Below are 21,355 nucleotides of genomic sequence, written 5' to 3' on the forward strand. Positions count from 1 at the left end.
AAACAGTTAATAATGATAAAAAAGTACAAATTTGGAGGGAAAACATGAAAAAAAGAATTTGTAAAATGCTGACACTTGTAATGACTGGTTCAATGGTCTTAGGAGTAACTTCACCGGTGTATGCAGAGAAAAAAGATGATGTTACTAAAATTTCTTTTGCAATTTGGGATGAGGTTCAGAAGCCGGTATTTGATGAGATTATTGAGAAATTTGAAACAGAGAATCCTGATATTGATGTAGATTTACAGTTAACTCCTTGGTCACAGTATTGGACAAAGTTGGATGCTGCAATGGGATCAAATAGTGCGGCAGATGTATTTTGGATGAATACATATCTTCCTAAATATGCAGAGGCTGGTGTTTTGGAACCGCTTGATGAATATATTGAAAAAGATGAAATTAATATGGATGATTACGTAAGTGTTTTGAAAGACTCTTATAATTATAAGGATGTTCAATACTGTATACCAAAGGGAATGGACACGGTACAGGTATTTTTCAATAAAGCTATTTTTGAAAAATATGGGGTAGAAGAGCCTCAGACCGGATGGACATGGGAGGATATGACAGATATTGCAAAACAGTTAAAGACTAAAATTACAGAAGCAGGATCTGATGAATATCCGATACTAATGGAACTGGATGCCCAGCCTTCTTTTTTCAACTTTATCAATCAATCAGGAGGCTTTGTGCTCAGTGAAGATATGAAAACAGCAGGTTTTGATCAGAAAGGAACGGTGAAAGCGTTTAGTGATATGGTATCACTTATGGATGAAGGTCTGATGCCAGGAAGCGAAGTGCTTTCGGATACAAAGGGAACAGATTTGTTTCTGTCTCAGAAGGGAGCCATTCTTTTCATGGGATCCTGGAAAACATCTGTTATTGATGAAGCGAGTTTCGCTGATCAGATAGGAACTATTGCTATGCCCGCAAAAGAAGCAGGAAATCAGAGCGTTATTGGCGGATTGGGCTATGCAATCAATGCTAACAGTGAAAACAAGGATGCGTCGTGGAAACTTGTAAAATATCTTTCAGGGGAAGAGGCTAATAAAATGCAGGCAGAAGCGAAGGTAGATGTTCCGGCACTGATTAGTGCCCAGCAGTATTATAAAGCAGATCACATAGATGTAAGTGTAATTTTCGAAGCAGCAGAAACTGGATTTCCATTTCCGACATCTACAAGCGTTGCAGAATGGCTTCCTGCTGTAACTGAGATTTCAGCAAAGATATTTGCAAAAGAATTAACTCCGGAAGAGGGATGTTCACAGATGCAGGAAGTAACACAGAGTGCTTTGGACAGCGAATCATAAGATGGATTGGAAGTGTTGCTAATAATGAAATGAGCAACACTTCCTTTTTTTCAACGAATAAGCTGCAAAAAAGCTGTTCAATTATGAATAAAATAGCGAAGGCAGATTTCGAATCTATGCTTAATTGACAGGAGAGAATATTTGATGAAAAAAAATAAAGTGGATTCACTAAGGCATCGGGAAATAAGGACAGGTTATCTAATGATTGCGCCATTGATGTCAGGAGTCATCGTATTTTTTATCTGGGCATTTTTTCAGAATGTTTATTATAGTTTTACAAATAAGTCAAGCTTTGGTATTCCCAAATTTGTTGGACTTGAGAACTATGTAAAGCTTTTTCATGATGAAGCGTTTTATCAGGCATTTATTAATACGATATTATATGTAGTTATTTGTGTACCGGCAGTTGTGATTCTGGCGATTTTGCTGGCTGTATTATTGAATTCTAAGGTAAAGGGAATTGGTTTTTTCAGAGTATGCATCTTTCTTCCGGCAGTTACTTTACCGGCCGCAATTGGACTTTTGTGGAAATGGTTGATGAATTATAAATTTGGTATTTTCAATGAAATTCTTGGAAAGTTTGGAGTGAATCCAATTGCATGGCTTTCTGATCCTAGAATAGTGTTGTTTTCTATTTCTATTGTATTTATCTGGGCAAGTGTTGCATATCAAGTAATTGTATTGTTAGCCGGATTACAGGGGATTCCGGTGTGTTACAAGGAGGCTGCTGAAATTGATGGAGCGAATGGGATTCAGCGTTTTTTTAAGATTACATTACCGCTGTTATCGCCATCTATATTTTTTGTATGTGTAACAACTGTTATTAATGTATTCCAGATTTTTGATTTTATTTATCTGATGATTCCACAGGGAAGCAGTGGAACTGCAGCATCCAGATCGCTGGTTACATATTTTTTTGAACAATCTTTTGTAAAATTTCATAAGGGATATGGTGCAGCAATCAGTCTGGTGCTGTTTTTTCTGATTTTAGTGATTACAGCAATTCAGATGATCTGTCAGAAGAAATTGGTATTTTATGATGATTAATGAGGATCAGGACGTAGAAAGGAGATTATATAATGAAAAAAAGAAAGTGGCAGGTATATCTGTTACTTGTTCTATGTGCTGCTGTGACAGTATGTCCATTTATATGGATGATTTTGACATCTTTCAAATCCTATGAAGAAAGTATTCAGATACCACCAACAATTTTACCGAAAATTTTTACAGTGGAAAGCTACCAGGAGATTGTAGCCAAGTTTCCGTTTCTTAGTTTTTACATCAATACATTTTTGGTCTTGATTTTTACAATTGTGATTGAGTTACTGATATGTTCTATGGCTGCATATGCGTTTGCCAGATTGAATTTTCCGGGAAGGGATGTAATTTTTATCGTCCTTTTGGCATTACTGATGGTTCCAGGACAGATTTTCCTAGTTCCCAATTATGAGATCATGGTAAAGCTACATTTGGCAGATACGGTAACAGCATTATGGATTCCTAAAATATTCAGTGCTTTTGGTACATTTATGTTATGTGAATTTTTTAAAGGACTTCCGAAGAGTTTAGATGAAGCAGCTATGTTAGATGGATGTGGATTTTTTCAGATTTATTATAAGATTTTATTGCCGTTATTAAAACCTGCATTGTCTTCTTTAGCAATTTTGACAGCAATATCTACATTTAAAGATTTGATGTGGCCGTTAATTGTAAATAATTCTATGGAGAAAATGACATTATCTGCTGGTCTTGCAATGCTTATCGGAGAGCATACAACCTATTATCCGCAGGTCATGGCGGGAGGCATTATTGCGATTCTTCCGATGATAGTACTATTTTTCTTTTTCCAGAAACAGTTCGTAGAAGGAATTGCAACCACAGGAGTAAAACAGTAGTAAGGGGAATGGATTATGGTTGATATTTTAGCAGTTTGTGCACATCCAGATGATTTGGAAGTCTGTGCTGCAGGAATGTTTGCAAAAGCAAAAAAAGAAGGATTAAAAACAGGGCTTGTAATTTTTACCAGAGGGGAAGCGGGAGGTTATGCGGAGCAGAGGGAAAGAGAAGCAGAGGCAAAAAAAGCCGCAGAAATTTTAAAGCTAGATTATTTTGAAATGCTAAATTTTCCGGATGCAGGCGTCTATTTCTGTAAGGAAGCAGTGGATGCTTTGATTCCACATTTGCGAAAGTGTTCTCCAAAATTTGTTTTAACACTTTTGGAGGATGATTATCATCCGGATCATACAGCTGTATCAAGAATTACAAGAGCGGCTTGTTTTACGGCTGGATTGAAAAAGTATTCAGATGATGATACTGACTGGCATTATGATGCGCTGATCTATTTTGGCGCAGATAATAGAAGTAATCGTCGCAGACCAGATATCTACGTAGACATTTCAGACGTAATAGAAATAAAGAAAAATGCTTGCCTGGCACATACATCTCAGAATATTCTTCCATATGCAATGAGTTTATCAGAGGAATATGGAAGAGATGCAAAAACAGAGTTTGCTGAGGGAATTTATTTAGGACATAGCATCACCATTGATAGTATTGCAGATCTTTTGAGAGACTGCAAAAAGATGTAAATAAGATTTTGGGGGAGGGATTAAGAGTGAAAGTTGATTTTTACCAAAAAGCCAAAGAGGCGGAGGAAGAAATTAAAAGATATTATATCCATCTCCATAAGCACCCGGAGTTGTCCGGGCAGGAATATCAGACACAGGAATGGATTCTTAGTCAATTGAAACAATGGGGAGTGGAATGCAGGACATGTGCTGATACGGGTGTATATGCAATAATTCGAAGCGGAAAACCTGGTTATACGATTGCTTTTCGTGCAGATATGGACGCACTTCCAATTCAAGAACAGACAGGACTTTCATGGAGCTCGGAAGAAAATGGTGTTATGCATGCGTGTGGACATGATGCGCATATGACAGTGCTGCTTGGCTGTATTCGGATTTTACATGAAAATCGGGAGCAGCTATATGGAAATATAGTATTTTTATTCCAGCCGTCTGAGGAACATCAGGGTGGTGCTGCCCGTATGATTGTAGATGGAGCAATGAAAACTCCGAAGCCGGATTTGATAGTTGCTTTTCATGTATGGCCACAAAGAGCAGGTACTATTACCTGCATGTCAGGACCTGTAATGGCACAACCGGATGCGTTTTCTATTGAACTAATAGGGAAAGGTGGACATGGAGCAACACCTCACATTTGTAGGAATCCGATTCCAGCAATGGCGGCGTTGATCAATGCAATCGGAAATATTACAGCAAATGATATATCAGCGCAGGAAACAGCAGTTGTAAACATTTGCCGGATTCGATGTGGCGAAAAATATAATATTATTGCAGAAAAAGGATATCTGGAAGGAACAATTCGAACTTATGATACAAAAGTGCGGGAAGAGATTATTCGACGTCTGAAAAAACTGACCACATCTATTGCAGATGCCTGGGAAATAGAGGGATCCTATTATATGGATTCAGGATATCCGGCAACGATCAATAATAAAACGGCAGCTTGCTGGGCAGCTGAGATTTTGAAAAAGGAGATTCCGGAAGTGGAGATTTTAACAGAAGGAGAACCATCTATGCTAGGAGAAGATTTTTCATGTTATGGAACAGTATGTCCATCTCTGTTTCTGAGACTAGGCTGTTGGAAAGAGGATGAAAAACGGCATTTTCCACTACATAGTAGTTGTTTTGAGATTGAAGAATCAATATTGTTGGATGGAATTGCAGCCTTTTGTATTCTGGCATCTGCATTTTCGGAAAAGGGGTTTGAGAGGATAAATGAAAAATACTGAAAGGATGTATAGGGGTAGCAGCAAAAATTGTCAAAAAACGTTTGAAGATTTAAAGGATGGTAGAGAGAGAATAGAAAAAATCTGTCGAGAGTTGTTAAAAAATGAAATTATCGTAGCCCTTGGATGTACAGAACCGGGAACGATTGCTTATGCAGCGGCGTGTGCGAAGGAGATTTTAGGTGCGATTCCGAATCATATGGAGATTTATGTGAGTGGTAATATTTTGAAAAATGTGAAAAGTGTAGTTATTCCAAACACTCAAAATCTTAAAGGGATAGCGGAAGCTGCTTTTTGCGGAATTGTAGGAGGCAATCCGAAACGAAAGTTGGAAGTTTTGAATACTTTGACTATGGCAGACGTTGAAATGGTACGAAAGCTTGTAGCGGAAGAAAATATGTACGATGTGCATCTTTCGAGAGTACAAGAGCCCCTATATGTACGAGTTGAATTGATTAGAGGAGAGCATACCTCTCTGGTGGAAATTCAGAAAAGTCATCTTAATATAACAAAGGTACAAAAAGATGGGAAAGATATTACAAGGCAATATCAATACAGAGAATGTGTTGGAGAGTTTAATGGCAGTGAATATAAGCTGAAATTGAAAGATATTTACAATTTTGCATATGAAACAGAAATTGGCGATTTGGAGAATCTCATGAAATTGCAGATCACCCACAATGGGAGAATAGCAGAAGAAGGAATGAAAAATGATTATGGAGCGAAGGTAGGGAAGAATTACCTGAAATTGCATGAGAAAGAAAAAACAGCCGTATTAGCGGCATACGCAGCAGCAGGAAGTGATGCCAGAATGGGAGGAAGTATTCTTCCGGTAGTTGCTAACAGCGGCAGTGGAAATCAGGGAATTACTATTGCGGTGCCTATAGCTATTTATGCCCAGAAAGAAAATAAAAGTAACGAGATGCTGTATAGAGCATTGATATTTGCAAATTTGCTTTCAATTTATATTAAAAGAGGTATAGGAAAGTTGTCGGCATATTGTGGTGCAGTTAATGCGGGATGTGCTGCGGTTTGTGGAATTGCATATTTGGATCAACAGCCATTATCAGTAATTGAAGACATTATCACAAATACATTGGCAACGATATCAGGAATGTTATGTGACGGAGCAAAGCCATCTTGTGCTGCAAAAATAGCTATGTCAATTGAGACAGGTCTTTTATCCTATGAAATGGCAAAAAATCAATGCCGTTTTATAAGTGGGGAAGGAATTGTTGGAAAAAATGCGGATAAAACTATTGAATATGTTGGCATAATTGGGAAAGATGGCATGAAAGAGATGGATAGTAAAATTCTGGAAATTATGATGGGAAATTAAAGGAGATGATGTTATGAAATTAACAGTTATTGGTGGATGTGGTTCACGAAGCTTGATGTTGGCAAAATGTTTGGCACAGCATGCGGAAGACCTTGACATTACAGATGTTGTATTTATGGATATAGATAAAGAAAGAGTCCGGGTGTTTGGCTCTATGGTGAGAGAGGTATTTTCCAGAATTGCACCTTATGTTCAGTATCTCTGTACAACAAATGAGAAAGAGGCTGTAATGGAGGCAGATTTTGTTATTACAACTATTCGTGCGGGAAAAGAAGAAAGCCGTATTATTGATGAACGGGTAGCACTAAAGAATGGGGTAATAGGGCAGGAAACGACAGGCGTTGGTGGCTTTGCTATGGCACTTCGTTCTATTCCAACATTAACTTATTATTGTAGGTTGATTGGTGAGTATTCTAATCCAAACGTTATGGTATTTAATTTTACAAATCCAGCTGGTCTTGTAACGCAGGCATTAAGAAATCAGGGATATTCGTTTGTGTATGGTATTTGTGATGCACCGTCTGGATTTTTAAGACAGGTAGCAGCTTTGTATGACTTGGAATATTCTGATTTAAAGGTGCAGCTTATAGGATTGAACCATTTATCTTATTTTACCAGTGTAAAGAAGGATGGACGGGAAATACTTTCGGAAATTTTGAAAGATTCACGGCTTTATGAACATACAGATATGCGTTATTTTGAGCCAAAGCTTGCACAACATATTGGTTGTATGCTGAATGAATATCTGTATTATTTTTATTATAGAGAGAAAGCTCTTCGGAATATTCAGAAAATAGGGGAAACACGAGGAGAAAGAATTAAGAAAATCAATGATCATATGTTGAAGGAACTTGGACAGTATGATGCAGCAAGAGATTTTGATAAAATGTTAGAAATCTACAGTGAACATATTTATATGAGAGAAAGTAATTATATGCAGGGGGAAACTTCTGTGGCAAGAGATGAGGCTTGCATTCCACGATTTGAACTTTATACAAAAGATGAAGGTGGATATGCAGGGGTTGCACTGGCATTTATGAAAGCAAAGATTACTGGTACAAAAGGAGAGATGATTTTGTGCGTCCCCAATCATGGAACTGTGGATTGGTTAGAAGATTCAGATATAATAGAGGTATCCTGTAATATTTCAAAGAATGGGGCCACACCAAAGAAAGGTCTATATGAATTACCAGAATGTGCAAAACAGCTGATTCGTACTGTGAAATGTTATGAGAGACTGGCCGCAGAGGCGATTGTGGAACGGAATACAGAAAAGGCTATTGACGCATTGATGATAAATCCACTGGTAAACTCATATTCTTTGGCAGTAAAACTGTTAGGGGAATATCTGGAGGTCTATAAGGAGTATACAGGAGGATGGACATTATGAATAGCGTAGGTGGATTTGGAATTGCCAATGTGGATATCATTTTTGGAAATGCTGACAGAATTCCAAAGCTTGGAGAAGAGATTTATACGCCAAGCTGCTTTAAGCAACTTGGCGGAGGCGTAGTTGCAACACTGATTCAGCTTTCAAGGTTGGGTGTTCCGGTGAAACTTGCAACTTATATAGGAAATGGTTCTCTTAGTAAATATCTTGTAAAAAAATTGGAAAAGGAAAAAATAGAGTACATTAACATGTTATCAACGGATGAAGAAGATCCAGTTACTCTCAGTTGTATTGTTTCCTGTGAACAGGACAGAGGTATTGTTTCCTATAAACCTAAAGAAGAAGCGTTTAGGGTGGACAGTAAAAAAATTTATGAATTTTATAAGGATTGTAAAATTGCTTTTCTTTCTCTTGAACAGAAAGAGTTTTGTAAATCTTTGAAAGAAGCAGGATGTATTATCGTGTTGGATTCTGCATGGAATGATATGTTAAGTTTGGAATGGTATTATGATGTTTTTCCGTATGTGGATTATTTTATTCCGAATTCCATGGAGGCGATAAAAATAACAGGCGAAGAAAATCCGGAAAAGGCATTGGAAAAATTGGGTCAGTATTTAAAATATCCAATTGTAAAAAATGGAAATAAAGGATGTCTTTATAAAGAGGATGGAGAGATTCATACTGTTGAACCGCTTCCAGTAAAACATGTAGATTCAACGGGTGCAGGTGATGCATTTGCAGCTGGATTTATGTATGGATTATATTATGGTTATAGTTTGGATGATTGTATACGGTTTGGAAATATTACCGGCGGGTATGCGGTAACAAAAATGGGATGTTTAACTGCAGAAATAGATGAACAGAAACTTTTAAATTATTTTCATAATATTTATAGGAGATAATGGAGAGAAGAATTTTTAAATAAATGTTTACACAAAGCGAGGAGATATTTTTCCTTCATATAGAATGATGAAATATAAGAGTCCTATATTTTCTGAGTGACATATAACAGGGAAAGCTAAAAAGCAATTTCGAAGAGCAATAAATAGAGGAAAAATTTAAAAATGGCCGGATCAGAAAGAGGAATTTATCCTAGATGGGGGGCGACTGCCAGTTCCTGGAACCGGTGCTGCATCACGGAGAAAGACAGAAACACCATCTTCAGGTGGAAATCCTTCCGGATTCTCCTGAAGGGAGTACGCCTTTTTATCTGATGTCGTTTATTATTGCTTGACGCAAAAAACCAGATGCCGTATACTGTAACTGTTCATCGGAGGGTTGATTGTTCGACGGAAACAATGGCTGGATAAGATGACAGGCTGAGATGCCTGTTGCTTATCCGTTACTGTTCAGGGGTATGTATAAGTCGTTGTTAAAAATGACGAAACTTATTTTTTTATTTTGTGGATAATCATTTTCAGCAGGAAAAACTGTGTTTATAGTTTTTTCTGCTGCTCTTTTTATGAACAGTTATACACCGGGTTCTGCTTTTAAGTCCTCTTTTTTTTTAGTCTCAAGATTTACATTAATACTTTTTTATCATAAAACAAATAGTTTATCCACAGTCAGAATGACGAAAGAGTGTTTTCTGGTAATTCGCTTTTTTCCTACGTTTTTGTTATACTCTTTTTAACAAAAAACACGAGAGGTTTCTTCATGGACATTGATTTAAAAGAAGAGCTTAAGAAACGCGATGAACTTCTTGCTGGTTATCTCAAACAGATTGAGATCCAGGAGGAATTTATCCAGAAACAAAAAGAATTGATCGAATATCTGGAAGATCATATTTCTAAGATCACAGACATAATCAGTGGCGTTTGATTATAACTGTGCTGGAGGGAAATATATGCCTGATTGGGAACAGATCAACTGGAAACTGGAGACCTTCGAAATGATGATAAAGGCAGGCATACCACAACACATAGAGAGCTTTTTATGATATCGGGGAGAGGAATGGTAATAGATACGCCTGGAATGAGAGAACTCGGAATGTGGAGTGCAGAGGATGGAATTGATCATACTTTTTTGGACATTGAAGAACTAACAAGGAAGTGCAGATTCAGCGATTGCTCTCATGAAAACGAGACGGGATGTGCAGTGAGACAGGCTGTGAAGGACGGATTGATTGCAGAAGAACGATATAGAGCGTATATGAAATTAAAAGCAGAGAATGCATACAATAAAAATGCAGTTGATTATCTTGCTGCTAAGAAAAGGAAATTCAAACAGATTGCCAAATTAAATAAACATAATTATAAACAATAAATGAAGAGCCAGACGCAAAAGACGCAGAGCCGCTAATTCTAAAGGATTTGAATTTAGAATTGTGGCTTTTTATATTGCAATACCATGAGTTAAAAAGAAATGGAGAAAAAGAAAATGAAGGAAAATATTATCATTCGATTGGAAAGAGAAAATGAATACCATGAGGTAGAAAATCTGGTAAGGGAGAGTTTCTGGAATGTGTATCGCCCAGGTTGTCTGGAGCATTATGTACTCCATCAGCTTCGCAACGATCCGGCATTTGTTCCAGAATTGGATTTTGTCATGACATTAGATGGACAGTTGATTGGACAGAACATGTTTATGAAGGCTGTGATTGCAGCCGATGATGGCAGAAGTATTCCGATTATGACCATGGGACCGATCTGTATTGCACCGGAGCTTAAAAGGAAGGGGTATGGAAAGATTTTACTGGATTATTCTCTGGAAAAAGCAAAAGAGCTTGGATGCGGAGCAGTATGCTTTGAAGGAAATATTGATTTTTATGGAAAAAGCGGATTTAAACAGGCAAGCGAGTTTGGCATCCGCTATCATGGATTGCCGGAAGGCGAGGATGCATCTTTCTTTCTGTGCAAAGAACTGATACCGGGATATCTTAATGGAATTACAGGAGAGTATGCACCTCCGGCAGGGTATCTGGTAAATGAAAAGGAAGCAGAGGCATTTGATAGAGAGTTCCCGTATATGGAGAAGAAAAAACTTCTGGGACAGATTTTTGAATGATGAAAAGCAGGAGGTAAATTTAGATGAAAGCAATGGAAAAAGACTGGTATCAGAAAAATTGGACGCTGGATATTCAGAATATGTCATGGGTAGAAGATACAGGCAGACAAGTAGATTTTCTAATCAAGCAGTTACAGTTAAAAGGAACGGAAAAAATACTTGATCTTGCATGTGGATTTGGTCGGCACTCACTGGAGTTTGCCAGACGTGGGTATGATGTTACCGGTATTGATATTACACCGGCGTACATAGATTATGCAAACGAGCAGGCAAAAAAAGAAAATTTGAATGCAAAGTTCATTTGTCAGGACATTCGCACGATCACATTTGATAAGGAATTTGATGTTGTGCTGAATATGGCGGATGGAGCAATAGGATATCTTGAAGACGATGGGGAAAATCATAAGATTTTTTCTGTCATTGCGAAAGCATTAAAAAATGGTGGAAAGCACTTTATGGATATCATGAATGGAAGCTATGCCCAAACACATTTCCCTTGCAAGTTATGAGATGCAGGAGAAAAGGGACTTACATTATCTGCTTTTGAATGGGAGAAGGAAAGAAAAACACTGACATATGGGCAGGTAGACTATATGTATGGAGAAGCACTTTATAAGCCTGAAATGAAAGAAGGAAATCCTATAAGGTTATATAGTTTGGATGAAATCACGGAGATATTCTGTAAATTAGGACTTCGTATTTGTAACAGCTTTGCTGATTTCAGTGGAAAGCCGAGTTCTGATAATGATATTCAATTGATGGTTTATTCCATACGGGAATAAATCTTCATCAAATCTTTATTTTTTTCTGTTAGGTTATATTTCAGTAAGAAATGAAATATAGAAGGAAGGATAGTAAAGATGGAAATGATGTTACAGACACAAAATCTATGTAAATATTTTAGAAAACAGAAAGCGGTAAATAATGTTTCACTTAATATCGAAAAGGGACAGATTTATGGACTGCTTGGACCGAATGGCGCTGGTAAATCTACCACATTGAAAATGCTGACCGGTATGATGAAACCAACTGCAGGAAAGATTTACTTTGATGGAAAACTTTTGGATAGGAAAGATTTATCAAAAATAGGAGCGTTAATTGAAAATCCGCCTATTTATGAAAATCTTTCCGCCAGAGAGAATTTGAAGGTAAGACAATTATTGCTTGGTACAGATGAAAACAGAATTGATGAGGTCTTGCAGATTGTATCACTTACAAACACCGGAAAGAAGAAAGCAGGACAGTTTTCTTTGGGGATGAAGCAAAGACTAGGCATTGCAATGGCATTGCTTGGAGAACCGGAACTTTTGATATTGGATGAACCTACGAATGGATTAGATCCAATAGGCATCGAGGAATTACGAGAGCTGATCCGGTCTTTTCCGGAACAGGGAATCACTGTAATTCTCTCCAGTCATATTCTCTCAGAGGTACAGTTACTTGCAGATAAAGTCGGGATTATTTCAGGTGGAATCTTAGGATACGAAGGAGCATTAAAGCAGGGAGATAATCTTGAAGATTTGTTTATGAATGTGGTAAGAAAAAACCAGAAAGCAGGTGAAATCCATGGTTAATATTATAAAAGCAGAACATCAAAAAGCCAAAAGAACCATGCGAAAAAAGTTTATCTGGGGATTTCCTTTTCTTACATTTGTCATGGCATTTATATTTACTCTTGGGATGACAAATGCTTATGCAGAAAGTGTTTGGAACTGGTGGTATACACTTTTGCTGCCGGGGATGATTGCTCTATTTTGTTATCTTTCTGTGGCGCAGGAGAAAAAGATAAAATACTATCATTTAATGACTATTCCCACAGACAGAAGAAAATTGTTGCTGGGGAAAATTATTTATATTGGGTACATGATTTTGTTTTCTAATGTGATTGTGTTTGCAGGAGCAACGCTTGGAGGCTTTCTTCTAACGACACATGTTCCAGTTGGAGGAGCGTTGATTGCAGTATTGTTTCTGACGGTTTCTGAGTTATGGGAGATTCCGGTAGCTTTATTTTTAAGTGAACGCTTTGGAATGATTGTAAACCTGTTCGTCTGTCTATTTATTACCGTCAGCGGTGTGGTAATATCACAGACCAGAATCTGGTATGTACTTGTTTCTGCAATCCCTATGCGAATGATGTGCCCGTTGCTTCATGTTTTACCAAATGGACTTGCCGCAGAAGCAGGGAATCCTCTTTTGGATACGGGAGTGATTGTTCCGGGAATGTGTCTCTCAATCATCTGGTTTGTTTTTGTAACGGTTCTGTTTTTGAAATGGTTTGAGAGAAGAGAGGTGAAATAAGATGATTGGAAGATCTCTTAATGCAGACTTGCGAAAGATGAAAGGAACATCTGTGATTCTGGCACACTTACTGATTCCGATTATAACCAGCGTTATATTTTTAATATATTACTTTTTTTCACCATGGAATGAAAATATGAAAGTGATTGCATTTTATCAGGCAATAGGAGCAGGACTTCCGGTACTTATTGGAATTTTTACAGCAAGTGTGATGGAACAGGAACAAAATGCAGGTGATTTTCAAAATCTGTTGTCTTTACCGGATAAACCTGCAGCATTTTTATCGAAACTGTTGATGCTACTGGTTTTGTGTCTGTGCTCTATCCTATTGACAGCAATCATATTCGGAATTGGATTTGGAAGAATCGCATCAAGCGATATCGAAATCATGAAAGGATGTATATTTGCAGCATTGCTGCTGTGGGGAAGCAGTGTTCCACTTTATCTGTGGCAGCTGATTCTGGCTTTTCAGTTTGGAAAAGGGGTATCCATTGGAGCAGGGATTATATCAGGACTAATTAGTGCATTGATGCTTACCGGACTTGGAGATTATGTGTGGAAATATGTATTTGTCTGCTGGACGGGTAGAGTACCATATACTTATCTGCAATCTGTATTGGGAGAAACTAGTGTAGGTGAATGGTTGTCATTCATACCAGGTTGCTTAATATTTATAGGGATTAGTATGGTATACTATTTTTGGTGGGTAAACCACTGGGAAGGAAACAGAATATCGGAATAGAATCGAGGGAAACTATGGCAAAAATACTGGCAGTTGATGATGAACCGGCAATTCTGGAAATGATAGAAAGCATTTTGAATAAGGATGGACATCTGGTTACCAAAGTAAGTAATCCGCTGAAACTTAATATGGAAGAATTACATCGTTATGACCTGATTTTACTTGACATTATGATGCCTGGAATGGACGGCTTTGAATTATGCAAAAGAATCAGGGCACTTGTGGATTGTCCGATTTTGTTTCTTACCGCAAAAACGGAGGAAAAAAGTCTGGTGAACGGACTTTCGTTGGGAGCAGATGATTATATTTCAAAGCCATTTGGAGTGATGGAACTTCGGGCAAGGATTCATGCACATCTTAGAAGAGAGCACAGGGAACATTCTGTCCGGATGGTTTTGGGGAGGGTCTGTATTCAAATATCTCAAAAGAAACTATTGGTTGATGATAAGGAACTTCCTCTTACGAAAGCGGAGTACGAAATTTGTGAATTCCTGGCTAAAAACAGGGAACAGGTTTTCTCGAAAGAACAGATTTTAGAAGAGGTCTTTGGTTTTGACAGTGAGAGTAATGACAGTACCATTATCACGCATATCAAAAATATAAGAGCAAAATTTGCGGATTATGATTATACACCGATAAAAACAGTCTGGGGGATTGGATATAAATGGGAAGAGTAAAGAGAAGCAATGCACTCAGCTGGATTTTTATGAGATATGTACTGGTCATGCTTGGATCATTAGTAGGTTTGGTGATTGTTGCTTGGCTGCTGCTGTACCTTTTGATTAGTGTGGGCTGTATCTATCCGGCGAATTATGCAGAGCAAAAGATTAATGAAGCATATGATACGATTTTACGTGCGGATAAAGTAACTGCTGAGATGATTCCTGCACTTTGTGATTATGTAATCTTTTCAGAGAATGGAGAGAAAATAGGTGGAGATCTGTCAGAACAATACGAACAGATAGCATGGAATGTTGCAAAGTACGGAAACGCATCCGGGAAATATTTTTATAAAGTAATTGTAAGGGAAAATGAATATGTTGTATTGCAATATCGCCTGACACCTCAATATCATTCAGCTTTTTTGAGGGAGCATTTTATAGGACCACAGAATGTGATGAGTATTATGTCAGTGATTGGAGCGGTAGCGATTATCATCATTCCGTCCATACGTTTTGGAAAAAGAATCAAAAAGCAGATGCAGCCTGTATTAGACGCAATCAGACAAATAAAGGATCAAAATCTGGAATATGAGACATCCTGTTCCGGTATCAAAGAGTTTGATGACTGTTTATCGGCAATCGATGATATGCGAGATGCATTGCGAGAATCTTTAGAAAAGCAGTGGAAAACAGAGCAGGAAAAGAAAAAACAGATGTCTGCTTTGGCGCATGATATTAAAACACCTCTTACGATTGTACGGGGAAATGCAGAACTACTTTCAGAGACTGAACTGACCACAGAACAGAAGAATAATATCACTTATGTTTTGAACGGCACAACACAGATACAAAGTTATGTAAAACAGTTGATAGATGTCACAAAATCATGGAATTGCAGTGATGTTACCTATACAACGGTGAGGTTAGAAGATTTTTTCGCAGATATAAAGGAACAGGCACTCGGACTGGTAGAAATCTATCACCAGAAAATAGATTGGAAGGCGGGACAAAGTGATAAAAAGGTAACGATTGCTTATGATCCAATGTTCCGGGCCGTAATGAATATGATTCAGAATGCAGTGGAGCATACAAAAGAAAATGGAATCATTTATATTGACGCAAAGGAGCAGGATGGCCGGCTGACATTCATTGTGGAGGATAGCGGATCAGGATTTACAAAAGAAGCATTATTGCATGGCACAGAGCAGTTTTTTATGGATGACACAAGTAGAAATGGCGAAGCCCATTATGGGATGGGACTATTTTTTGCAAAAACTGTGGCTGAAAAATATGGTGGAGGTATTAAACTTTCAAATTCTGAAAATACAGGTGGGGCGAGGGTAGAAATATTTTTCCTGAGTAGTCAAGAAACAAGCTAAATAGACCGCAATTAAGCTATGTAAAAGAAATTTTACATGCTTTTATCTAATATGTAAAAGCCTTTTGATAGACATTACTACTACGTTTGCTGTAATCTCATGGAAGAAGGAGGCATACAGAATTATGATAGCTGATAAAATTAAAAATGCTCGTACTATTCTTTATTACATAACTATCATTATAGTTGGGATTATATGCACATATAAGAAGAGAATAATATAACTTTTGTTATGATATCAAATGATTTTTTCATTTAATATAACATTGCATTGGATGAAAAAATGTGTTTGGAGATGAAAACATAATCGAATTGAAGGTTGACGATTCAAACATAAAAAGAGCTGGGTGGCATCTACCCAGCTCAATCTTCTACATGGAAGACATCTTCCACCAATAAATTAAAGTATTTAGAAATCCGTAGCATAAACTCGGCAGATGGGGTGCTGTCCCCACGTTCTATCCTGCCGACAGTTTTGGTGCTGAATCCGATAGCAGCGGCAAGGTCATCTTGGTAAATGCCACGCTGTTCTCGGATTTCTCGGATATTATTGGTAACCGCCATAAAAATCCCTTCTTTCAGTTCTATAGAATTTTCTTATTGTCAATTATGCAAAATGATGTGTCCGATAAAAAGGACTTGCAATTTTATCGGTAATGTCCTGTAATAGCAGAAGCATCAGATTTTCCAAGAACTTTTCCAAATATGTCTAAGCGGTCATTTTCACTAACCTTGATAGGTGCATACTTTTCATTAAGCGAGATAAGGAAGATTCCGTCTGTATCGTTTTGCAATTTTTTAATATAGGCTTCTCCGTTTAGAGCGAAGATGCCGATTTCTCCATTAGCAACAGATTCCTGCTGTAATACCCATGCAATCTGACCATCGTGGAATTCAGGTTCCATACTGTCACCACTAATACGGACACCGAAAGTAGTATCTTCCGGTAAGATAGATTCATCTATACATACAGTCTCTTTCGGTCCGTCTACAAGGAAGTTACCGGTTCCGGCTGATACAGCATTTTCAAAAATATCAATGCTTCGGAATGGAATTATCTTAGCAGTCTGCTTTTCATACATTCCGGATGCGTGGAGCAGATTAATATAATCCATAGCTTTTTCCCTGCCTTCATGTCTATGTCGCAGGAAAGGCTGATGTGAACTTTTTGTTTGACAGGTACATATCAACTAAAACAGAATTGCGCAGCACTACTTACAGTAATTATTTGTATACATGGAATCATTTTATTCGTGATACATTTGGCAAGAAGAAAGTAAGAGATGTGAAATACTCAGACGTGTTGTTCTTTTATACAGACTTGATTAATAATCAGGGATTACAGATTAATACGCTTGAGACAATTAACACAGTACTAAGACCTACATTTCAACTTGCTGTCAGAGATGATATCATAAGGAAGAATCCGGTAGACGGAGCATACTGTGAAGTAAAAAAGCGTAATGGTGGTGCCAGAAAAACAAGGCGAGCATTGACTGTGGATCAGCAGAGAAAATTCATGGAGTATGTAGCAAAGAATCCGTTCTTTTATCACTGGTATCCATTCTTTGTATTTTTGTTAGGAACTGGATGCAGAATAGGAGAAGCAATTGGGATACGCTGGGATGATATTGATTTGGAAAATCGAATCATTGATATCAATCATAGCTTAACCTATTACCAGAGAGCGGATGATTCATATAAATGTGAGTTTAGAGTATCTTTGCCAAAGACGGAAGCTGGTAATCGTAGAATACCTATGATGCAGCAGGTATATGATGTGCTTCAGGAAGAATATGAGAGACAGAAGCAGGAAGGCTTTTGTGTTGAGAATGTGGATGGAATGACCAATTTTGTATTTACCAACCGATTTGGGATGCCACATAACCCATCAGCAGTAAACCGGGCAATCAAAAGAATTGTGGATACACATAATTCAGAAGAAGAGGTGGCTGCTAAAAAGGAGAAGAGAGAACCTGTTATGATTCCAAGATTCTCCTGCCATATCTTCAGACATACGTTTGCATCAAGATTTTGCGAGAATGAAACCAACATCAAAGTAATTCAAGAGGTAATGGGACATGCTGATGTATCGACTACCATGAACATATATGCAGAGGCAAATCCAGATGTTACCAAATCAGTAATTGAGAAATTATCAAAAAATATGGATATTTTTTAGAAAAGTGTCCTGCGATTGAACTCTTCGAAGATTGAAAAATATACCTATTCATACTGTGGCAAATATGTTATACTTGCTAAGTATTGTTGTGTTTGACACAGCAGTACATGCATAAAATAAAAAGACGTATTTTAAGGCGAATGACATCTTTTGGACGCACAAAAGTCAAAAAAACGTCCAAGAGTATCCAAGTATATAGAATCCGGGAAAGCCCATTTTCCAAGGGTTTGCAAGGATATACAAGAGTTAGCTTAGCAATCAAAAAAATTCCCAACGATGAAGTCACTGGACGCTGATAAGAAATCTGCGAAGTCAGAAAACAGCACTTCCACAGCAGCACCGGAGAAAGAAGAAGTTATCGACTTCTCCAAGGTAAAGGTAGAGCCTTTATTTGAGGAATTTGTTGATTTCGATACTTTCAGCAAGTCAGATTTCAGAGCTGTAAAGGTAAAAGCTTGTGAAGCAGTTAAGAAATCCAAGAAGCTGTTACAGTTTACTCTGGATGACGGAACAGGCACAGATCGTACGATTTTAAGCGGTATTCACGCTTATTACGAACCAGAAGAACTGGTTGGAAAGACGCTTATCGCTATCACTAACCTGCCGCCGAGAGCCATGATGGGAATTGAATCCTGTGGAATGCTTCTCAGTGCAATCCATGAGGAAGAGGGCGAAGAAAAACTTCATCTTCTGATGGTTGATAACCATATTCCGGCTGGTGCAAAGCTCTATTAAGATGATGTAAAGATGTACCGTTTTACCGAATAGACGGGACGTACTTCATTTGATAAAAAACTAAAAAAACAGCGATTTACATCAAACTTACATCAGTTGATGCAAAATTAAGTGCAAGCAAGAAAAAATCGCATAATTAGTGCAATGAGTGGGCAATTCCAATCGGAGTTGCCCATTTTTAAAACAAACAGAAATATAAATAGGAATTGACAGAGGTAATGAAATGTTTGAAGAATTAGGAATTAGTTTTGGCACAGCACTAATCGTCTTACTTGCATTATATTTTATAATTAAGTGGGCGGTCAAAAATGGAATAAAAGAAGCCTATAGGGATATTACAGGGAAAGTCACTACCGAGGATATTGAGGCAGAACAAATATGTAACGAAGAGAAAAAATAGTTAATAAAGAGAGGTGCATATGCTATGCCAGGTATACTCGTGGTTGAAGATGATGAAAATTTAAATCGTGGAATTACATTTTCACTGAAAAAATCCGGATATGAGGTTTTTTCAGCAGAATCAGTGAAAAAAGCGAAAAGAATTGCAAGTGATAATAATGTGGATGTTACCATTTGTGATGTGAATCTTCCGGATGGGAATGGACTGGAATTTGTAAGGTGGATGAGATGCAATTATAATACATACATTATTTGTCTTACAGCACTAGATCAGGAGATGGATCAGGTCATGGGATATGAAGCAGGGGCAGATGATTATATTACAAAGCCGTTTAGTCTTTCGGTACTTCTTTTGAAAATAGAAGCACATTTCCGCCGCAGACAGGAGAAAACGGAAGCCGGAAAGATGATTTCGGGAGATATCGTATTTATCGCAGGAGAAATGAAAGTCCTGATAAAGAGTCGTGAAATCAGTCTGACAAAAACGGAGTTGAAAATGCTGACTTTTTTTCTTCAGAATCCGAAACAGATTCTTTCAAAAACACAAATATTGGAAAATGTGTTTGATCTGGAAGGGGATTTTGTGGATGAAAATACAATCGCTGTCAATATCAGAAGACTCCGTGAGAAAATCGAAGACAATCCGGCTGTACCGGTCTATATAAAGAATATCAGAGGTCTTGGGTATATATGGAATCAGGAGGTAAGGCGGTGACAAAGAGATATTGCAAGAAGATTACAGTAGTGCTCTCCTTGGTATTACCTGTCATATTATTGTTTGCAATATTAAATTGCTTTACCACGTATGTGTTTTATGAAGATTATAAATATAAAATGAATCTTATGACAGAGATTGCTGCAAAGGAAGAATTTTCCGGGCTGGATGCTGTTTCGGAATTGCTTAAGGATAAGGATATTGAAACTAACGAACAGGGAAGGCGATTATTGGAGCAATATGGATACTGGGGGAATAAAGGGAATGCATTTTATTCGCAATTCCGGCATCAGGTTATGGTGACCGGTGCTGTAAGCACTGTGATATGCGTGCTTCTTTTGACTTTTTTACTTTATTGGAAGAAAAAAGAAGATGCGTGTCATCAGAAAATTTTAGACCAGTTGGAAGGAATTCTGATCAGATTCCGTGAAAATAAATTTGATGATTTACTGAAAACGGAAAATCATGCAGAACTGGAAAAATTGAATGACCAGCTTGAAGCAATCGGACATCATATTCAGTTGATAAAGGAAGAAGCAAGGGCAGAAAAGGAGAACACGAAAGAAATGGTTTCTGATATTTCTCACCAGTTAAAGACACCGGTTGCAGCTTTGGATACATGTTTTAGTGTGCTGATGCAGAATGACTTAAGTGCCACAGAACAGGAGGAGTTTCGTATCCGTTGTCGGAGTGCTCTGGATGGACTGGAGACATTATTGCAGTCGCTTCTTGAAATATCCAAGATGGAAACTGGACTGATTCAGATTAATAAGAAAAAACTTCCGCTTATGGATACTGTCATATCTGCTGTGAACCGCACTTATCCTAAAGCGGATGAGAAAGAAATTGAATTCGTTTTTGACTATGAAAAAGAGCTGGAAACATGCACGATTATGCAGGATAAAAGGTGGCTTGGTGAAGCTGTGATCAACGTTCTGGATAATGCGGTCAAGTACAGTCCGTGTGGTTCAAAAATATTTATCCGGTTACAAAAAAGAAACGATCTTGTAAGAATGGAAATTGAGGATCAGGGAATTGGTATTCCGCAGAATGAGTATCACAAAATTTTTCAACGATTTTACAGAGGAAGTTCCAGGGAGGTCATGGAAAAGAGTGGTACAGGAATCGGACTTTTTCTATCGAGAGAAATTATCGAAAAACACGCAGGTACGATTACGGTAACCTCCGGCAAAAAGAAAAAAGGAAGCACGTTTGTGATTCAATTACCATATGTTGGTTAAATTTTAAGTGAGCAGAAATCTTACAATTCTGTAAGATTTCTGCTCGTTTTTTGAAAGTGAAATGAAAGATTGTCCTGATACAATTTGGATGTAGGTTGAAAAATGACCAAATATATAAACAGGCAAAGAAAGCGTGCTGAAAAG

Annotated in this window: 24 protein-coding genes and 1 pseudogene; 23 read left to right on the top strand and 2 right to left on the bottom strand. The window is 37.7% G+C overall.

Features of this window, described 5'->3' with window-relative positions:
- Positions 1-44: 44 nt before the first annotated feature.
- The 18 genes from AC04Q4_RS12955 (at position 45) to AC04Q4_RS13040 (ending at position 15,940) form a co-directional block, all read left to right on the top strand.
- A complete protein-coding gene (locus AC04Q4_RS12955; protein WP_144092911.1) occupies positions 45-1,310 on the top strand; it encodes an ABC transporter substrate-binding protein in 1,266 nt (421 codons plus the stop codon).
- A gap of 144 nt (positions 1,311-1,454) precedes the next feature.
- Positions 1,455-2,357 carry a carbohydrate ABC transporter permease gene (locus AC04Q4_RS12960; protein ID WP_138276800.1) on the top strand — a complete coding sequence of 301 codons (903 nt, stop codon included), beginning with the start codon at positions 1,455-1,457 and terminating at the stop codon, positions 2,355-2,357.
- A gap of 32 nt (positions 2,358-2,389) precedes the next feature.
- On the top strand, positions 2,390-3,205 hold the full coding sequence (locus tag AC04Q4_RS12965; RefSeq protein WP_173738103.1) for a carbohydrate ABC transporter permease: 816 nt from the start codon (positions 2,390-2,392) through the stop codon (positions 3,203-3,205).
- A 15-nt stretch (positions 3,206-3,220) separates the two neighbouring features.
- Positions 3,221-3,898: a PIG-L family deacetylase gene (locus tag AC04Q4_RS12970; protein WP_138276798.1), complete on the top strand. Its 678-nt coding sequence runs from the start codon at positions 3,221-3,223 to the stop codon at positions 3,896-3,898.
- A gap of 26 nt (positions 3,899-3,924) precedes the next feature.
- Positions 3,925-5,127 (top strand): M20 metallopeptidase family protein, encoded by a 1,203-nt coding sequence (locus AC04Q4_RS12975; protein WP_173738102.1) that lies wholly within the window; start codon positions 3,925-3,927, stop codon positions 5,125-5,127.
- A complete protein-coding gene (locus AC04Q4_RS12980; RefSeq protein WP_173738101.1) occupies positions 5,114-6,463 on the top strand; it encodes an L-cysteine desulfidase family protein in 1,350 nt (449 codons plus the stop codon). Before AC04Q4_RS12975 ends, AC04Q4_RS12980 begins: the two co-directional genes overlap by 14 nt.
- A gap of 13 nt (positions 6,464-6,476) precedes the next feature.
- The gene (locus AC04Q4_RS12985; protein WP_173738100.1) at positions 6,477-7,853 is read left to right on the top strand and encodes a family 4 glycosyl hydrolase; all 1,377 of its coding nucleotides are present in this window, start codon (positions 6,477-6,479) and stop codon (positions 7,851-7,853) included.
- Positions 7,850-8,755 carry a carbohydrate kinase family protein gene (locus AC04Q4_RS12990; protein ID WP_173738099.1) on the top strand — a complete coding sequence of 302 codons (906 nt, stop codon included), beginning with the start codon at positions 7,850-7,852 and terminating at the stop codon, positions 8,753-8,755. Before AC04Q4_RS12985 ends, AC04Q4_RS12990 begins: the two co-directional genes overlap by 4 nt.
- 754 nt (positions 8,756-9,509) lie before the next feature.
- Positions 9,510-9,674, top strand: a complete 165-nt coding sequence (locus AC04Q4_RS12995) for a hypothetical protein (protein ID WP_173738098.1) — start codon at positions 9,510-9,512, stop codon at positions 9,672-9,674.
- Positions 9,675-9,707: 33 nt separating this feature from the next.
- A complete protein-coding gene (rsgA, locus tag AC04Q4_RS13000) occupies positions 9,708-10,118 on the top strand; it encodes a GTPase RsgA (protein ID WP_173738097.1) in 411 nt (136 codons plus the stop codon).
- 114 nt (positions 10,119-10,232) lie between these two features.
- Positions 10,233-10,859 (top strand): GNAT family N-acetyltransferase, encoded by a 627-nt coding sequence (locus AC04Q4_RS13005; protein ID WP_173738096.1) that lies wholly within the window; start codon positions 10,233-10,235, stop codon positions 10,857-10,859.
- A 23-nt stretch (positions 10,860-10,882) separates the two neighbouring features.
- Positions 10,883-11,368, top strand: coding sequence for a methyltransferase domain-containing protein (locus tag AC04Q4_RS13010; RefSeq protein ID WP_476389111.1), 486 nt, complete (start codon positions 10,883-10,885; stop codon positions 11,366-11,368).
- An 84-nt stretch (positions 11,369-11,452) separates the two neighbouring features.
- The gene (locus AC04Q4_RS13015; RefSeq protein ID WP_005330841.1) at positions 11,453-11,641 is read left to right on the top strand and encodes a hypothetical protein; all 189 of its coding nucleotides are present in this window, start codon (positions 11,453-11,455) and stop codon (positions 11,639-11,641) included.
- Positions 11,642-11,719: 78 nt separating this feature from the next.
- Positions 11,720-12,433, top strand: a complete 714-nt coding sequence (locus AC04Q4_RS13020) for a lantibiotic protection ABC transporter ATP-binding protein (protein WP_005609481.1) — start codon at positions 11,720-11,722, stop codon at positions 12,431-12,433.
- The gene (locus AC04Q4_RS13025; RefSeq protein ID WP_476389112.1) at positions 12,426-13,157 is read left to right on the top strand and encodes a lantibiotic immunity ABC transporter MutE/EpiE family permease subunit; all 732 of its coding nucleotides are present in this window, start codon (positions 12,426-12,428) and stop codon (positions 13,155-13,157) included. Before AC04Q4_RS13020 ends, AC04Q4_RS13025 begins: the two co-directional genes overlap by 8 nt.
- Before the next feature lies 1 nt (position 13,158).
- Positions 13,159-13,899: a lantibiotic immunity ABC transporter MutG family permease subunit gene (locus AC04Q4_RS13030; protein WP_118640790.1), complete on the top strand. Its 741-nt coding sequence runs from the start codon at positions 13,159-13,161 to the stop codon at positions 13,897-13,899.
- A gap of 14 nt (positions 13,900-13,913) precedes the next feature.
- Positions 13,914-14,576 carry a response regulator transcription factor gene (locus AC04Q4_RS13035; RefSeq protein WP_195456402.1) on the top strand — a complete coding sequence of 221 codons (663 nt, stop codon included), beginning with the start codon at positions 13,914-13,916 and terminating at the stop codon, positions 14,574-14,576.
- Positions 14,564-15,940, top strand: a complete 1,377-nt coding sequence (locus tag AC04Q4_RS13040) for a sensor histidine kinase (protein WP_173738094.1) — start codon at positions 14,564-14,566, stop codon at positions 15,938-15,940. Before AC04Q4_RS13035 ends, AC04Q4_RS13040 begins: the two co-directional genes overlap by 13 nt.
- A gap of 362 nt (positions 15,941-16,302) precedes the next feature.
- Here AC04Q4_RS13040 and AC04Q4_RS13045 read toward each other — a convergent pair whose 3' ends face one another.
- Together AC04Q4_RS13045 and AC04Q4_RS13050 are read right to left on the bottom strand one after the other, a co-directional pair.
- A complete protein-coding gene (locus AC04Q4_RS13045; protein ID WP_004853407.1) occupies positions 16,303-16,503 on the bottom strand; it encodes a helix-turn-helix transcriptional regulator in 201 nt (66 codons plus the stop codon).
- 83 nt (positions 16,504-16,586) lie between these two features.
- Positions 16,587-17,054 (bottom strand): S24 family peptidase, encoded by a 468-nt coding sequence (locus AC04Q4_RS13050; protein WP_173738093.1) that lies wholly within the window; start codon positions 17,052-17,054, stop codon positions 16,587-16,589.
- Positions 17,055-17,098: 44 nt separating this feature from the next.
- Between AC04Q4_RS13050 and AC04Q4_RS13055 the strand changes: the two genes are divergently transcribed.
- The 5 genes and pseudogenes from AC04Q4_RS13055 to AC04Q4_RS13075 all read left to right on the top strand — a co-directional run bounded on the left by AC04Q4_RS13055 (position 17,099) and on the right by AC04Q4_RS13075 (position 21,211).
- The gene (locus AC04Q4_RS13055; RefSeq protein ID WP_195456400.1) at positions 17,099-18,121 is read left to right on the top strand and encodes a site-specific integrase; all 1,023 of its coding nucleotides are present in this window, start codon (positions 17,099-17,101) and stop codon (positions 18,119-18,121) included.
- 267 nt (positions 18,122-18,388) lie between these two features.
- Positions 18,389-18,856: pseudogene (locus tag AC04Q4_RS13060) on the top strand (lysine--tRNA ligase); the annotation flags it as partial.
- A 223-nt stretch (positions 18,857-19,079) separates the two neighbouring features.
- A complete protein-coding gene (locus AC04Q4_RS13065; RefSeq protein WP_476389113.1) occupies positions 19,080-19,256 on the top strand; it encodes a DUF6019 family protein in 177 nt (58 codons plus the stop codon).
- Between the two features lie 24 nt (positions 19,257-19,280).
- On the top strand, positions 19,281-19,970 hold the full coding sequence (locus AC04Q4_RS13070; RefSeq protein WP_476389114.1) for a response regulator: 690 nt from the start codon (positions 19,281-19,283) through the stop codon (positions 19,968-19,970).
- A complete protein-coding gene (locus tag AC04Q4_RS13075) occupies positions 19,946-21,211 on the top strand; it encodes an ATP-binding protein (protein WP_476389115.1) in 1,266 nt (421 codons plus the stop codon). Before AC04Q4_RS13070 ends, AC04Q4_RS13075 begins: the two co-directional genes overlap by 25 nt.
- Positions 21,212-21,355: the final 144 nt, after the last annotated feature.

It is taken from the genome of Blautia sp. HA8986 (assembly GCF_056504635.1).